At 70.2% G+C, this 15,556-nt stretch carries 14 protein-coding genes; 7 read left to right on the plus strand and 7 right to left on the minus strand.

Features of this window, described 5'->3' with window-relative positions; all coding sequences use genetic code 11:
- Positions 1-34 precede the first annotated feature (34 nt).
- Entirely contained in the window at positions 35-1,168 is a 1,134-nt protein-coding gene (gene dnaJ, locus HHX30_RS03360) for a molecular chaperone DnaJ (protein ID WP_169979184.1), read from the minus strand.
- Complete coding sequence (gene hrcA / locus HHX30_RS03365) at positions 1,169-2,182, minus strand: heat-inducible transcriptional repressor HrcA (protein ID WP_169979186.1); 1,014 nt, start codon at positions 2,180-2,182, stop codon at positions 1,169-1,171.
- A gap of 158 nt (positions 2,183-2,340) precedes the next feature.
- Between hrcA and HHX30_RS03370 the strand changes: the two genes are divergently transcribed.
- Both HHX30_RS03370 and HHX30_RS03375 read left to right on the plus strand, forming a co-directional pair.
- Positions 2,341-3,003, plus strand: coding sequence for a hypothetical protein (locus HHX30_RS03370; RefSeq protein ID WP_169979188.1), 663 nt, complete (start codon positions 2,341-2,343; stop codon positions 3,001-3,003).
- Between the two features lie 18 nt (positions 3,004-3,021).
- Positions 3,022-3,828 (plus strand): DUF3097 domain-containing protein, encoded by an 807-nt coding sequence (locus HHX30_RS03375; RefSeq protein WP_169979190.1) that lies wholly within the window; start codon positions 3,022-3,024, stop codon positions 3,826-3,828.
- Here HHX30_RS03375 and hemW read toward each other — a convergent pair.
- Positions 3,825-5,045: a radical SAM family heme chaperone HemW gene (gene hemW, locus HHX30_RS03380; RefSeq protein WP_169979192.1), complete on the minus strand. Its 1,221-nt coding sequence runs from the start codon at positions 5,043-5,045 to the stop codon at positions 3,825-3,827. The two genes, HHX30_RS03375 and hemW, sit on opposite strands and share 4 nt — an antisense overlap.
- Before the next feature lie 443 nt (positions 5,046-5,488).
- Between hemW and HHX30_RS03385 the strand changes: the two genes are divergently transcribed.
- The gene (locus tag HHX30_RS03385; protein WP_169979194.1) at positions 5,489-6,373 is read left to right on the plus strand and encodes a CDP-diacylglycerol diphosphatase; all 885 of its coding nucleotides are present in this window, start codon (positions 5,489-5,491) and stop codon (positions 6,371-6,373) included.
- 206 nt (positions 6,374-6,579) lie between these two features.
- Positions 6,580-7,839 (plus strand): glycoside hydrolase family 18 protein, encoded by a 1,260-nt coding sequence (locus tag HHX30_RS03390; protein WP_169979798.1) that lies wholly within the window; start codon positions 6,580-6,582, stop codon positions 7,837-7,839.
- An 862-nt stretch (positions 7,840-8,701) separates the two neighbouring features.
- On the opposite strand, the gene HHX30_RS03395 is transcribed toward HHX30_RS03390, so the two are convergent.
- The 3 genes from HHX30_RS03395 to lepA all read right to left on the minus strand — a co-directional run bounded on the left by HHX30_RS03395 (position 8,702) and on the right by lepA (position 12,097).
- The gene (locus tag HHX30_RS03395) at positions 8,702-9,403 is read right to left on the minus strand and encodes a GNAT family N-acetyltransferase (RefSeq protein WP_249349534.1); all 702 of its coding nucleotides are present in this window, start codon (positions 9,401-9,403) and stop codon (positions 8,702-8,704) included.
- A 155-nt stretch (positions 9,404-9,558) separates the two neighbouring features.
- Complete coding sequence (locus HHX30_RS03400; protein ID WP_169979198.1) at positions 9,559-10,206, minus strand: MOSC domain-containing protein; 648 nt, start codon at positions 10,204-10,206, stop codon at positions 9,559-9,561.
- 67 nt (positions 10,207-10,273) lie between these two features.
- Positions 10,274-12,097, minus strand: a complete 1,824-nt coding sequence (lepA, locus tag HHX30_RS03405; RefSeq protein WP_310741696.1) for a translation elongation factor 4 — start codon at positions 12,095-12,097, stop codon at positions 10,274-10,276.
- Between the two features lie 114 nt (positions 12,098-12,211).
- On the opposite strand from lepA, the gene HHX30_RS03410 reads away from it, so the two are divergent.
- Both HHX30_RS03410 and rpsT read left to right on the plus strand, forming a co-directional pair.
- On the plus strand, positions 12,212-13,288 hold the full coding sequence (locus HHX30_RS03410; protein WP_211591452.1) for a hypothetical protein: 1,077 nt from the start codon (positions 12,212-12,214) through the stop codon (positions 13,286-13,288).
- Between the two features lie 138 nt (positions 13,289-13,426).
- Positions 13,427-13,699, plus strand: a complete 273-nt coding sequence (gene rpsT, locus HHX30_RS41235; RefSeq protein ID WP_169979202.1) for a 30S ribosomal protein S20 — start codon at positions 13,427-13,429, stop codon at positions 13,697-13,699.
- A gap of 99 nt (positions 13,700-13,798) precedes the next feature.
- On the opposite strand, the gene HHX30_RS03420 is transcribed toward rpsT, so the two are convergent.
- Positions 13,799-14,989, minus strand: a complete 1,191-nt coding sequence (locus tag HHX30_RS03420; protein WP_169979204.1) for an MFS transporter — start codon at positions 14,987-14,989, stop codon at positions 13,799-13,801.
- A 66-nt stretch (positions 14,990-15,055) separates the two neighbouring features.
- On the opposite strand from HHX30_RS03420, the gene HHX30_RS03425 reads away from it, so the two are divergent.
- Positions 15,056-15,553 (plus strand): MarR family winged helix-turn-helix transcriptional regulator, encoded by a 498-nt coding sequence (locus HHX30_RS03425; RefSeq protein ID WP_169979206.1) that lies wholly within the window; start codon positions 15,056-15,058, stop codon positions 15,551-15,553.
- The last annotated feature ends 3 nt before the right edge of the window (positions 15,554-15,556 follow it).

The following is a 15,556-nucleotide window of genomic DNA, read 5'->3' on the forward strand; positions in this document are numbered from 1 at the left end:
TGACTCGCTCGCTCCGCTCGCTCATGCCATCAGCTCAGCGGCCGTTGAAGGCGTCCCGCAGGCGGGAGAAGAAGCCCTGCTGACCCGGGGAGAACTTGCCGGGCGGCCGCTCCTCCCCGCGCAGCTTCGCCAGCTCGCGCAGCAGTTCCTCCTGCTGCGGTTCGAGCTTGGTCGGCGTCTCGACGTTCACGTGGATCAGCAGGTCGCCCCTGCCGGTCTCGTTGAGCCGCTGGACGCCCTTGCCGTACAGCGGGATAACCTGGCCGGCCTGGGTACCCGGCCGCACGTCGATCTCCTCGGGTCCGTCGAGGGTCTCGATCGTGATCGAGGTGCCGAGCGCGGCGGCGGTCATCGGGATGTGGACCGTGCAGTGCAGGTCGTCGCCGCGCCGCTCGAAGATTTCGTGCGGCCGCTCGACGATCTCCAGGAACAGGTCGCCGGGAGGCCCGCCGCCGGGACCGACCTCGCCCTCGCCGGCGAGCTGGATGTGCGTGCCGTCCTCGACGCCGGCCGGGATCCTGACCTTGATCGTGCGCCGGGTCCTGACCCGGCCCTCGCCCGAGCACTCCATGCAGGGATGCCGGATGACGCTGCCGAACCCGCCGCACTGGGGGCAGGGGCGGGAGGTCATGACCTGGCCGAGGAACGAGCGGGTCACCTGCGAGACCTCGCCGCGCCCGTGACACATGTCGCAGGTGTCGGGGTGGGTGCCCGCCGCCGCCCCGGAGCCCTGGCAGACGTCGCAGACCACGGCCGTGTCGACCATGATCTCGCGGGTCGTGCCGAAGGCCGCCTCCGACAGGTCGAGCTCGACCCGGATCGTGGCGTTGCGGCCCCGGCGGGCACGCGAGCGGGGACCCCGCGCCGCGCCCGCCGAGCCGAAGAAGGCGTCCATGATGTCGCTGAACGGGAAGCCCGCCCCGAAGCCGCCGGCCCCGGCCCCCGCGCCGCCGCCGAACGGGTCGGCGCCCATGTCGTACATGCGGCGCTTGCCCGCGTCGGACAGCACCTCGTACGCCTGGTTGATCTCCTTGAACCGCTCCTGGGTCTCCGGATCGGGATTGACGTCCGGGTGCAGCTCACGGGCCAGGCGGCGGTACGCCTTCTTGATCTCTTCCTGGCTGGCGTCCCGCCGTACGCCAAGGGTCGCGTAGTAGTCGTTGGACACTTATGACCCCGCCAGGATCTGGCCGACGTACCGCGCCACCGCGCGTACCGCACCCATCGTCACCGGATAGTCCATTCGTGTCGGGCCCAGCACTCCGAGCCGGGCCAGTTCCCTGTCGCCCGAACCGTATCCGGCGGCCACGATAGAGGTGCCGCGCAGCCCGCTGTAGGGGTTCTCGGATCCGATTCGGACGGTGATGTCAGACAGCCCGCCGGTCTCGCCCAGCAGGCGGATGAGGACGACCTGTTCCTCCAGCGCCTCCAGCACGCCGCGCAGACCGACGCTGAAATCCGCGGCGGCGAGGTTGGCCGTACCGGCGAAAGCGATTTTCTCCTCGTGCCGCTCCACGAGCGTCTCGAGCAGCACGGACAGGATCGTGACCGCCGCAGGCCTGTCCTCCGGGGGCAGCCGCTCGGGCACGTCGGCCACGGTCTCCGGCACCTGGGACAGCCCGCACCCGTCCAGGCACGCGTTGAGCACGGCGCGCAGGTTCGCGATGCGGTCGTCGGCGATGGCCTCGGGCAGGTCGACCACCCGCTGCTCGACCCGCCCCGTGTTGGTGATCAGCACCAGCATGACCCGCCGTTCGGCGAGCGGAACGATCTCCACATGCTGGACCGACGACCTCGTCAGCGAGGGGTACTGGACCACCGCGACCTGCCGGGTGAGCTGCGCGAGCAGCCGCACCGTGCGCATGACGATCTCGTCGAGGTCCACCGCCCCCGCGAGGAAGGTCTCGATGGCCCTGCGCTCGGCCCCCGACAGCGGCTTGATCTGGGACAACCGGTCGACGAACAGGCGGTAGCCCTTGTCGGTGGGCACCCTGCCGGCGCTGGTGTGCGGCTGGGTGATGTATCCCTGCTCCTCCAGCGCCGCCATGTCGTTGCGGATCGTCGCCGGGGAGACGCCGAGGTTGTGCCTGTCCGCCAGGGCCTTCGACCCCACCGGCTCGTTGGTGGACACGTAGTCCTCGACGATGGCGCGTAGAACGGCGAGCTTGCGGTCGTCGAGCAATGTGTCACCTCCCTGTGCCTGGAAACACCGACTCTGGCACTCTGTGTTCCCGAGTGCCAAGTGTACGGCTACCACCCCACGTGGTGCGATAACGCGGAGGGCACCAGGACAAGCGGGCTGCAAATCGACGGCAAGTGGCATGGTCGACTCTTCACCTTATGTACGAGAATCAGAACCCCGCTCCGGCCGACGTCACCATGCGGGTCCCCCGCCCCGCGCCCGCCGCGCCGCCCGGCGCGACCCTGCGGATGCCGCACCCCGTTCCCCCGCCGTACGGCGGCTCCCGGCCGATCCGGCCCCGCCTGCTGTGGATCTTTCTTTCCTGGGCGCTCTTCCTCGTCCTGCTGGTGGCGGGGGTCGGCGGATTCGCCGGCGGCATGTTCTCCGCGATCGGCGACGTCGCGCCCACCACGACCTTCTCCGGCGGGCAGTCGGTGAGCGTCGCGCTCGACCCCGCGGACAAGCCCGCGATCTACGCGGCGGTCGACCAGCCCACCGACGTCAGCTGCCGGCTCGGCGACGGCACCGACCCGCGGGTGCGGCTGACCCGGCCGGCCGCCTCCCAGACCGTCACGCTGAACGGCACCACCTGGGAGCTGCTGTTCGAGGCCGGCGTCCCGCAGGCGGGCACCTACCAGGTCGCCTGCGACGGCGACGGGGTGAGGTTCGGCGTCGGCAAGCAGCTCACCGGCGACATCGGCAGGCTGGTGGGCGGTGCGCTCGCGCTGCTGGCGCTGCCCACCGTCGGCTTCCTGGCCGCGGTGATCGTGACGATCGTCGTGCTGGTGCGCCGTTCCGGGGCCCGCCGTCGCATGGCGTGATTTGCTAGCGTTCCCCGCATGTACGGGCGGGACGTGCTTTCCGGAGACTGGCGGCGGCCACGGCGGGGGCTGATCCCCGAGATCCCGGCCGAGCCCGACCTCGTGGTCGAGGACGCCGAGGGCCGCTTCTGCGGCGCCGTGGTGGCCTGCGACAAGGAGGCGGTGACGCTGGAGGACCGGTTCGGCCGGCGACGGGTGTTCCCGCTGACCCCCGCGGGGTTCCTCCTCGACGGCGAACCGGTCACGCTGGTGCGCCCCCAGACCGGCCCGAAGGGGCCGCTGCGGAGCGCCTCGGGGTCGATCGCGGTCGAGGGACTGCGCGCGCAGGTGGCCAGGGGGAGCCGCATCTACGTCGAAGGCGTCCACGACGCCGCCCTGGTCGAGAAGATCTGGGGGCACGACCTGCGGGTGGAGGGCGTCGTCGTCGAATACCTGGAGGGCGTCGACGACCTCCCCGCCATCGTCGAGGAGTTCGCCCCCGAGCCGGGCCGACGGCTGGGCGTGCTCGTGGACCACCTGGTGCCCGGCTCGAAGGAGAGCCGCATCGCCGCCCGGGTGTCCGGGGACGACGTGCTCGTCGTCGGGCATCCGTTCGTGGACATCTGGCAGGCGGTCAAGCCGCGGGCGCTCGGCATCCCCGCGTGGCCGGACGTGCCGCGCGGCGTGCCGTGGAAGGAGGGCGTGATCGCGGCTCTCGGCTGGCGGATGGACCCCCAGGAGGCGTGGCGGCACATCCTGGGCCGGGTCACGACCTACGCCGACCTGGAGCCCGAGCTGCTCGGCCGCGTGGAAGAACTGATCGACTTCGTCACGGCCGCCGACTAGGGAGTCAGGTCCCGCACGACGGCGTCGGCGAGCAGCCTGCCGCGCAGCGTGAGCACGGCCCGGCCCGCCTTGAACGCCTCCACCTCCAGCAGCCCGTCCGCCAGGGCCCGCGCGCACGCCGTGCGCCCCTCGGGGGCGATGTCCGCGAGCGCGAGGCCCGAGGCGAGGCGCAGCTCCAGCATGACCCGTTCGACGGCCCTGTCCTCCGCCGACAGCACCTCGCGGGCGTGCGCGGGCGAGGCCCCCTCCGCCAGGCGTGCGGCGTACGCGACGGGGTGCTTGACGTTCCACCAGCGGGTGCCGCCGACGTGGCTGTGCGCGCCCGGCCCGGCCCCCCACCAGTCCCCGCCGGTCCAGTAGAGCAGGTTGTGCCGGCAGCGGGCCTCGTCGCCGGCGGCCCAGTTGGAGACCTCGTACCAGCTCAGGCCGGCGGCCGTCAGCATCTCCTCGGCGATCAGGTAGCGGTCGGCCGCCACGTCGTCGTCCGGCATCGGCAGCTCGCCGCGCCGGATCCGGGCGGCGAGCCGGGTGCCGTCCTCGACGATCAGGGAGTACGCCGAGACGTGGTCGGGCCCGGCGGCCAGCGCGGCCTCCAGCGAGGCCCGCCAGTCGTCGTCGCTCTCCCCCGGTGTGCCGTAGATCAGGTCGAGGTTGACGTGGTCGAACCCGGCCTCGCGGGCCTCCCGCACGGCCTCGGCGGGGCGGCCGGAGGTGTGCCGCCGGTCGAGGACGGCGAGGACGTGCTCGCCCGCGCTCTGCATGCCGAAGCTGACCCGGGTGAACCCGCCCGCCCGCAGCTCCTTCAGGTAGGTCTGGTCCACGGACTCGGGGTTGGCCTCGGTCGTCACCTCGGCGCCGGGCCGCAGGCCGAACTCCGCACCGATCGCGTCGAGGATCCGGACGAGATCGGCGGCGGGCAGCAGCGTCGGCGTGCCGCCGCCGAAGAACACGGTCTCCACGGCCGGTGCGGCGTCCCCCAGCACACGCCGGGCCAGCCGTATCTCCTCGACCGCGGTGGCGGCGTAGTCGCGCTGCGCGGCGCCGGGGCCCAGCTCCGCCGCCGTGTAGGTGTTGAAGTCGCAGTAGCCGCAGCGCGTCGCGCAGAACGGCACGTGCACGTAGAAGCCGAACGGACGGGAGCCGAGCCCGTCCAGGGCCCCGGACGGCAGCTCGCCGCTCGCGGGGACGGGATCGCCGTCGGGAAGCACAGAAGGCACGCTCTCCAGTCTGCCGTCACTCGCGCCCTGCCCTCGACGCCCCGATCACCCGGATCTACGATCACGGCGGTCAGAGAATTGGCACCCTATCCGCCTTTGCCGCACTCGCCCAAATATCACATGATTTGTCGTGCCGGATTATTCTAATGCGCGCCCGCCCGGTCGCCGCGAAACGCCATGACAAATCACTGCCTTCTCGAGGTCAGTCGCCGTGCACGCCCGGGAGCGGAACATCCGGCGATTCCCGCAACGTCCGAGGGAAAGGTTTCGATTTTTTCTGGGAGAACTCAAGGCTGCGCCAGCGGCTTTTACCGGCCGCCAGGAAGGGGATCAACCCGGCCGAGTGCGTCGATCTTTGAATCCGGTCGCACAGACGGCCGGAGCCGCAGTTCATGCACAGATGGCGACAGGCGGCTTCAGGGTGCGGGTTTTCGGGGGTAATCATGCGTGACAGCGACCGGGCGAACGACGAGGCGAGCGAGCTGACGCGACGCCGGTTCATCCAGTTCTCCGGCCTGGCGGGCACCAGCGTGCTGGCAGGTGTGGGCATTCTTTCCGGTGCCGAGCACGCGCTGGCCGCGCCTTCATTGGGACTTGCCAAAGGGCCTGATCCCAAGGAGTGCGGCAGTCCCAAGGACTCCGACTCTCTCTGGCAGCACAGCCAGATGTGTCACAAAAAGAACACGTGCTGGCAGAACCATGCCGACTACGTGGTGCTGGGCGGCACCAAGAGCAAGTACGTCAACTACATTCTCGTCCCCACGCAGCGGATCAGTGGCATCGAGTGTTCGTGGATCTGCGGCAGCAGTGCACCGAATTATTGGAGTGCCGCGAACTACTATGCCACCAAGCCTCCCACCGTGGTTCCCACCCCGGTCGGATTGGGCATCAACTCGAAGCCGGCCAGACATTACAACCAGCTGCACATTCATATGGCACGGGCACGCTTGGAAGCCCAGCACGACCTCGCCGCGCAGGACAACCTGGCCGCACGAACCGTGGCGCATTGGGCGGACTCGCGCGTGGCGATCCGGGGCCTCAGCCAGAAGCTCGGGATCATCCCGCACACCTACCGAGTGCTCATCCGGCCGGGATTCCACCACGACAATCTCTTCGCCATGCTCAGGACCATGCTGAAGCGCTCTCTTGGGCATGGAGGGACCACCGCCAAGGCTCAGGCGCTCATGCAGTATCAAACGCTGATCGTGATACCCCGGGCCGCCGGAGGCTATTACATCATCAACAGCGAGAAGGGTTTGAAAGACCTGACCAACCCCCAGCTGGCCGGAACCGATACCTGCGACCCGCTGCTTCTCATGCATCCCTGACCCGTCACCGCTCGCCCGGCAGCGCCCGGACGGGGTGCGGATGCCACCATGGCGGCGCGGTCGCGCCGCGCGGCGCCGGCCTCCAGCCCGGTCTCCCCTCCGCCGTCACCCGGGCGCTGCCATTGACGCCCTGATCACCGGGGTCTACGATCGCGACAATTTACAGGAAACTTTCCTATAAAAAGCGCTCGGAGGCCGGCGTGCTCATGAGAAGGACCCTCGCCGTGGCGGTCGCCGCCACCCTGGCGGCCGGGCTTGCGCCGTCAGCGGCCCAGGCCGCCACCGGCGGCGGGGACCGCTACAAGCGGGTGGCCTACTTCATCCAGTGGGGCATCTATGGGCGGAACTTCCACGTGAAGGACGTGGACGCCAGTGGCGCCGCCGGGAAGCTGACCCACCTCAACTACGCCTTCGGGTTCGTCGGCCCGGAGGGCACCTGCTACTCCGCCGACCCCTGGGCCGACTGGCAGCGTCCCGTGCCCGCCGAGCAGAGCGTCGACGGCGTCGCCGACACCGACGACCAGCCGCTCAAGGGCAACCTCGGCCAGCTCAAGAAGCTCAAGGCCCGCCACCCCGGCCTCAAGGTCCTCATCTCCCTCGGCGGCTGGACCGGCTCGAAGTACTTCTCCGACGCCGTCCTCACCCCCGAAGCCCGCGCCAAGCTCGCCGCCTCCTGCGTCGGCCTGTGGCTCAAGGGCGACCTGCCCGGCCTGCCCGCCGGCGGCGCCGCCGGCGTCTTCGACGGCATCGACCTCGACTGGGAGTGGCCCGGCTCGGCCGGCAACGACGGCAACGTCATCCGCCCCGAGGACAAGCAGAACTTCACCCTGTTCCTGGCCGAACTACGCCGCCAGATGAAGGCGTACGACCGGCGGGCCGAGCTCACCGCCTTCCTCCCCGCCGCCGCCGCCAAGATCGACGCCGGCTTCGAGGTCCGCAAGGTGTTCGACCAGCTCGACTTCGCCACCGTCCAGGGCTACGACCTGCACGGGACCTGGGAGAACCGCACCGGCCACCAGGCCAACCTGCTCACCGACCGCCGTGACCCCAACGAGGTGAAGTTCAGCGTCGACCAGACCGTACGCGACTACATCGGCCGCGGCGCCCCCGCACGCAAGATCGTCATCGGCGTCCCCGCCTACGGCCAGGGCTGGACCGGCGTGACCACCCGCGGCAACGGCTTGTACGCCACCGCCACCGGCCCCGCCCCCGGCACCTGGGCCGCCGGCAACGAGGACTACAAGAACCTCGTCAACAAGCCCGGCAAGCGCTACCGCGACCTGCTCACCGGCACCCTGTGGCTCTACGACGGCAACGAGTTCTGGTCCTACGACGACCCCGCCGTCATGGTGGAGAAGGCCGCCTACATCCGGCTCAAGGGCCTCGGCGGCTCCATGCTCTGGTCCATCGACCAGGACGACGCCAAAGCCTCCCTCACCACCGCCCTCTACTCCATCCTCCGCTGACACCCCACCCCCCGGGAGGGGACCCCATACGGCTCCCCTCCCCCGTCGTAGCGGTGCTGTGGAACTCGCACACGCTCGGCTACCGGGGCGGGAGCGGTGGGAGTTCACCCCGTCATGGCCTGTGGCGGACTGGCATGTTCTGCCCGACGGCGCAGGTGTTTGGTTGCCTCCAGCAGACGCCGTTCTGCACGTCGAACGAACCATCGTTCGTGAATGCCTGCTGTGACGCTCCCTGGACAAAGGTGGGAGCGACAGTGCCGGTGACGCTCTGGTTGTGCCTACCCATGCCGGATCGGTTCTGGCCGCCGCCGGCTCGTCCCCCTCTGATCACCTGACCTCCGCCTCCGCCGGGGCCGGGGTGGTGAGATGCTTCGAGCACCGCGTGGTGGGCGGCGACGCGGGCGTTCGACGGCTGCGCGGCGGAAATCCCCGCCACCGTGATCACAAGCGTGGTCAGGGCCAGCCGCCGGGTCGTCAGGAGCACGGCCTGGTGCGAATTCCGTGCAGCGTAGCGGTACAACTTGGTAGCACCTTCTTCTTCAGTGACGGGCGTTCGCCGTCGCTTGTACAGTCCTGCGGGGATGTGCGCCTTATACCCCTGGGGAAGGCCCACGGCCGGAACTGAGAAAGATCGGTGCACGTCATTACTGGTCCTTTGGCGGCAGGCGTCGCCAAAGCCTCCCTCACCACCGCCTCTACTCCATCCTCCGCTGACAGCTGATTCCAATCGTCTTCACAGCGACCACAAGTGTGTGTGCGCAGGCTGGTCGCATTCGCGCGGCGCGGTGGTGCCAATGGAGGCGGGGAGCGTGAACCCTCGCGGGAAATCGGCGCCGTGACTATCCCGGGCCCTGGGCCGCTGTCAGGGCTTCAGGAGGAGGCTGATCTGCGAGCCGAGTTCCCGGAAGCCCAGCGCTCGGGCCACTCGCCGTGACGGCTCGGGGCGTGCTCTCCACTGGGGCAGCAGCCCGTCGGCCAATGCGTCCGCCACCGCCGCCGAGGCCACCAGGCGAGCCAGGCCACGACCACGGTGCGCCGCGGCGACCAGGACGGACAGATGGGCCGCCGTGTCCAGCCAAGGGCGATACCCGGCGGCGGCGACCACGTCACGGCCCTCCCGTAGCACCCGAACCGCCGAGGCGACCTCCTCCATGCCGCTTTCGTCGGCATCCCGGGCGTCCACCGAGGCCACCAGTGGGCGGACATCCCGATGTCCCGGCGGCAGCCGCTCGACGTCGGCGTCGCGATGGGCCGGGGCGAAGTCGGCGGCGTCCAGGTACGCCAGCGTCGCCGGGCCCAGGACGTCGTGAACGGTCAGGCGGCCGGGGAGCCGGGACAGGTCGATGTCTGTGTCGAGCGCGCCGAGCAGGGCATCGTGCAGCCGCCCGGCCAACCCGGCTTCCGGCACGGTCGCCAGGACGGCCCCGTCCAATTCGACTACGCCCGCCCATCCGGGCGGACACAACCACGACTCCGGCGAGACGACGACGGTCACGCCGCCCGACGGGGGAAACGCGACCGTGACACGGGCCAGGGCCGCCCACAGCCGACGCGCCTGTTCCAAGGAGTCCCGCGACACTCCTCGATCATCCTCGTGGCCCGGCTTCCGGCCAAACCGGTTCCCACGGGCAGGCGGCGCCGTTCCGGGAGGGGGCGGCAGGGCCACCAATCATCAGAGACCTCTTCGGCCACCGCCCTTACCGTGCGGGCGCTTCGTGATCAGGACGCGACCACGCCGGTGCGGCTGCCGAGGACGCGCTCGGCGACCCTGTCCCACTTGTCGCTGCGGCCGGGAACGGCGAGGATCCGCAGCATCAGGTCTCTGTCGCCGTGGTAGGCCCGGAACGCCTCGGCGATCGTCACCCCGTCCGAGGGCCGGTCGAGCACCTCGATCTCGTCGCCCGCGCCGAGCTCGCCCCGCTCGGCCACCCGGAAGTACGCCCCGGGACGGCCGGCCTCGGTGAAGCGCTTCACCCAGCCGCGCTCGTCCAGCCAGTTGCGGAACACCACGCACGGGATGCGGGGGTAGGTGACCTCCAGGACGGCCGTGCCCACCCGCCACCGCTCACCGAGGACGGCGCCGCTCACGTCGGCCCCGGACGTCGTGAGGTTCTCCCCGAACTGGCCGTCACGCAGGTCCCGGCCCATACGGGGCTCCCACCAGTCGTAGTCCTCCCGCGCGTACGCGTACACCGCCTGGTCGGGGTGACCGTGGTTGGCCGCGTCGGCGCGCTCGTCGCCCTCCAGGCCGTTGTCGCGTACGGCCACGCGACCCTCGGCCTTCCGCTTGTCGATGGCGGTGCGCCGAAGTTCTCCGGCCCACTCGGCGTCGACGGCCCGGCCCACGTTCACAGAGAGGATGTGCATGCCCAAACGTTAACGGATGGTCATGTTTCCCCGCGATCCTATTAAGTTATGGTCAATTCAGACAGAGCTACTTCTTGTTCTTGTCCGGCGCCTCGGAGGAGAGGGCGGCGACGAAGGCCTCCTGGGGGACCTCCACCCGGCCGACCATCTTCATCCGCTTCTTGCCTTCCTTCTGCTTCTCCAGCAGCTTGCGCTTACGGCTGATGTCACCGCCGTAGCACTTGGCGAGGACGTCCTTACGGATGGCGCGGATGTTCTCGCGGGCGATGACACGGGCGCCGATCGCGGCCTGGATGGGCACCTCGAACTGCTGCCTCGGGATGAGCTCCTTGAGCTTCTTGGCCATCTCCACCCCGTAGGCGTACGCCTTGTCGCGGTGGACGATCGCGCTGAACGCGTCCACGGTCTCGCCCTGCAGCAGGATGTCCACCTTGACCAGGTCGGCCTCCTGCTCCCCGGACGGCTCGTAGTCGAGCGAGGCGTACCCGCGGGTCTTCGACTTGAGCTGGTCGAAGAAGTCGAAGATGATCTCGCCGAGCGGAAGCGTGTAGCGGATCTCGACCCGGTCCTCCGAGAGGTAGTCCATGCCCTGGAGCTGCCCGCGGCGGCCCTGGCACAGCTCCATGATCGCGCCGATGAACTCGGACGGTGCGAGCACCGTGGCCTTCACCATCGGCTCGAAGATCTGGCCGATCTTGCCGGCCGGGAACTCCGACGGGTTGGTGACGACGTGCTCGCTGCCGTCCTCCATGATCACCTGGTAGATGACGTTCGGCGAGGTCGAGATCAGCGAAAGGTTGAACTCGCGCTCCAGCCGCTCACGGACGATCTCCATGTGCAGCAGGCCGAGGAAGCCGCAGCGGAAGCCGAAGCCGAGGGCCGCCGAGGTCTCCGGCTCGTACACGAGGGCGGCGTCGTTCAGCCGGAGCTTGTCGAGGGCCTCGCGCAGCTCGGGGTAGTCGTCGCCGTCGATCGGATAGAGCCCGGAGTAGACCATCGGCTTGGGGTGCTCGTATCCGCCCAGGGCCTCCGCGGCGGGCTTGAGCGCGTTGGTGACCGTGTCACCGACCCGGCTCTGGCGCACGTCCTTCACACCGGTGATCAGGTAGCCCACCTCGCCGACGCCGAGCCCCCGGTCGGACGGCATGGGCTCCGGCGAGATGACGCCGATCTCCAGCAGTTCGTGCTGGGCGCCCGTGGACATCATCAGCACGCGCTCGCGCTTGGACAGGTGCCCGTCCACCACCCTGACGTACGTCACGACGCCCCGGTAGGTGTCGTACACGGAGTCGAAGATCAGCGCCCGGGCGGGGACGTCGGCGTTGCCGACCGGCGCCGGGATGTGCTCCACGACGTGGTCGAGCAGCTCCTTGACACCGACGCCGGTCTTGCCGGACACGCGCAGCACGTCGCCGGGGTCGCAGCCGATCAGGCCCGCGATCTCCTCGGCGTACTTGTCCGGCTGCGCCGCGGGCAGGTCGATCTTGTTGAGGACCGGGATGATGTGGAGGTCGGCGTTCATGGCCAGGTAGAGGTTGGCCAGCGTCTGCGCCTCGATGCCCTGGGCGGCGTCCACGAGCAGGATCGCGCCCTCGCACGCCTCGAGGGACCGGGACACCTCGTAGGTGAAGTCCACGTGGCCCGGCGTGTCGATCATGTTGAGGACGTGGCCGTTCCACGGAAGCCGCACGGCCTGCGACTTGATGGTGATGCCCCGCTCCCGCTCGATGTCCATGCGGTCGAGATACTGCGCACGCATCGACCTGTCGTCCACCACGCCGGTGATCTGCAGCATGCGGTCGGCGAGGGTCGACTTGCCATGGTCGATGTGCGCGATGATGCAGAAGTTGCGGATCAACGCGGGGTCGGTCTGGCCAGGCTGGATGCGCACCGGGGTCCGTTTCGACAAATTGGATGACTGCTGGTCGATCGGGCCACCCTCGTCACGCGCGGCGGGCCCTCCCGAGGCTGGCGGACCAGCCACCCTCCATGGTGGCATGTCCGGATGCTTGCCTTGACCACCAGACGAGTTCTGCGATTAGCCGCCATCGTCGTGGCCGTTCCGCTCGCGCTCGGGCTGGCCGGCGCCGCCACGCTGCGCCTCCAGTTCGCCGGAACGCCCGCCGGCTGGGCCAGGACGACCGGCCACGACGCCCTGTGGATGGGCCACGCGTGGGTGGACGGCCGCCGCACCGAGGCCGACGTGCGGGCCCTCGCCGTACGGCTGCGCGCCAGCGGCATCAGGGACGTGTACGTCCACAGCGGGCCGTACGAGTACGACGGGACCTTGCCACCCGTTCGCTACCCCAATGCCAGAAATTTCCTGAAATGGTGGCGAGCGAACGTGCCCGGAGTCCGGGTGTCGGCCTGGCTCGGCCAGACGGTCAACGACAACGGCAAGCCCCACCTGAGCCTGGCCGACACGGCGACCCGGGCCAGGGTCGTGGCGGGCGCCCGGGACCTGGTCGCCGTCGGGTTCGACGGGATCCACTACGACTTCGAGCCGGTCGACGACGGGGACGGGCCGTTCCTCAGCGTGCTGCGGGAGACGCGGGCGGCCATCGGCGCCCGGCCGCTGTCGGTCGCCACGCAGCAGATCGAGCCGCTGCCCGGCCTGCGCGCCCCCACCGCCCTGGCGATCGGCCACGACAAGTACTGGACGCCGGACTACTTCCGCCAGGTGGTGGGCCTCACCGACCAGGTGGCGATCATGACGTACGACTCGTGGACGCCGCTGAACTCCCTCTATGGCGGCTACGTCGCACGGCAGACCACGCTCGCCCTCGACCTGGTGCCCGAGGACAAGACCCTGCTCATCGGGGCTCCGGCGTACCACGACCACGGCGTCTGGTACGGCGACCGGGCCGAGAGCGTCCAGGCCGCCGCCGAGGGCGCGCGGCTCGCGCTCAGCGACCACGGTCCGCGCACCGAGTTCGGCCTGGCCCTGTACGTCGACTTCGCGGCCACGGAGCAGGACTGGAAGGAGTACGAGAGCGCGTGGGTGCGCGGCGGGCCCGATGGGCCGGTGGAGTCGTCGGGCGGGCAGGCCGATGTGCGGACCGCGGCGGCCGCGCCGCGATAGCATGAGCGGGGGCGGTCCTGTCGTCGTGAATTTGAGCGGCGGCCCGGGCTGTTGGTATCCTGTCCAACTGCGTGTGGCGCGCCCTCTCACGAGCCCGCGCGCCCCATCCGACCAAGACTTAACACTGAGGCTTTCTTCGTGGCGAACATCAAGTCCCAGATCAAGCGCAACCGGCAGAACGAGAAGCACCGGCTGCGTAACAAGGCCGTCAAGTCGTCCCTGAAGACCGCGGTCCGCAAGTTCCGCGAGGCCGCCGACCAGGGCAACGTCGACGACGCCCTCGTCGCGCTCAAGGCCGCGTCCCGGCAGCTCGACAAGGCCGTCAGCAAGGGCGTCATTCACAAGAACCAGGCTGCCAACCGGAAGTCGGCGATCGCCAAGCGCGCCGCCACCCTGCAGGCCGCCAAGTAACTCACGCCTGGCGTACGCCGCATCTCCTCTCACGGGAGATGCGGCGTTTTCGCGTGCCCGCCGTCGTCGTGCCCGCCGTCGTCGTGGCCGCGTCACCGGTCAGACCTGCACCGGCGTGGTCTCCTCCGCCGTACGCCGCCTGACCTCGGGCAGGGCGAGCACCGCCAGGTTGACCGCGGCCACCAGAGCCGCCGACACGAGCAGCGGAGCCGCGGCTCCGGCCCAGGCGGCGAGCGGCGCGGCGGCGGCGAGCCCGAGCGGCCGCGCCGCGTAGGAGATGAGCACGTCGAACGAGTCCACCCTGCCGAGCGCGCGCGGCTCCACCCGCTGCTGCACCACCGTCTCCCACAAAGGCGTCAGCATCCCCACCCCCGCCATCGCCACGACGTACGCGGCGATGACGATCGGGGTCGGCGCGGGGAGAGCGAAGGCGACGAGCGGGCACGCGTAGACCGCCGCCCCGACCGCCGCCACGGCGAGGGGCCGCCGGATCGGCAACCTGGGCGCCACGAAGACGCCGAGCAGGGTCGCCGCGGTTCCCGCCTGCGCGACGACCACCCAGACGGCCTCACCGCCCAGGCTGCGTACGGCGATCACCGGGCCGAGGGTCAGCAGCACGCCCGCCCCGAGATGCCAGACGCCGTGCCCGGCCACGCTGACCAGGAACCAGCGGTGCCGCCGCGCCTCCCGCCATCCTTCCCTCAGCTCGCCCAGGAAGCGGTCGCGACGGGTCACCGGGCGCGGGGCCGTGACCAGGCCGCCCAGCGTGACCGCGGACCCGGCGAACAGGACTCCGGTGAGCAGGAAGGACCAGCCCGGCCCGAGCCACAGCGTCAGACCTCCGGCGAGCGCGGGGCCGGTGATCTGGGCGAGGCCGCTCGCCACTCCGATGTGGGCGTTGACCCGCAGCCGGCGCTCGGCCGGAACCACCCCGGCGACCAGCGGTGACACGGCCGGAACGCCGAAGGCCACCGCGGCTCCGGTGAGCGCCGCGAGACCCGCCATCACCGGGACGCCCGGATGGCCGAGGAGGAGCAGTGCTCCCAGCGCCACCTGGGCGGCGCAGCGGACCAGGTCGGCCACGAGGATCACCCGCCTCGGCGCGAAGCGGTCCGCCATGACTCCGCCCACGGGAAGTAACAGGAGCATGGGCAGCATCTCGGCGGCGAGGACGACGCCGAGATCGAGGGCGGAGCCGGTCACCCTGATGACGGCGAGGGTGAGGCCGGTGGGAATGAGGGCGGTGGCGAGCGCCGCGACCGTCCGCCCCGCGACCAGACGTGCAATCATGGGAGGGAAGGTATTTCGCCAGCGAAGCTTTCGTCAACGTATTTTTCTCCGGCGTATGATTGCCTGATGGACGACTCGGTGGACCGGCACATCGCGCGCTGGCGTGGGAAGGCGCCCTTCGACGAACGCGTGGAGGCGATCGTCACCCGGATGCAGTTCCTGGTGAAGCACCTGGCTCAGGCGAAGGACACCGCGCTGGCCGCGGTGGGCCTGCAGGACTTCGAGTACGAGACCCTTCACTGGCTCGGCGCCCGGGGAGAAGGCGGCCGGGCCACCCCGACGGAGCTCGCCGCCGAGTTGCGGGTCTCCCCCGCCGGCATGACGGGCCGCCTGGACACCCTTGAGAAGGCCGGGCTCGTCCGGCGCATCCGCAGCGCGGCGGACCGCCGCCGAGTGGATGTGGAGTTGACGAGCGAGGGCCGCGCGCTCTGGCTCAGGGCGATGGACCTGCGCGGCGAGGTCGAGGACGAGATGGTGGGCGTGCTGCCGCCGGACGACCAGGACGCCCTCGCAGCGCTGCTCAAGCGGATGCTGCTGCACGTGGAGCACCCCGGCCGGCCCTGAAGC

It is taken from the genome of Microbispora sp. H10836 (assembly GCF_012999525.1).
Classification (GTDB): domain Bacteria; phylum Actinomycetota; class Actinomycetes; order Streptosporangiales; family Streptosporangiaceae; genus Microbispora.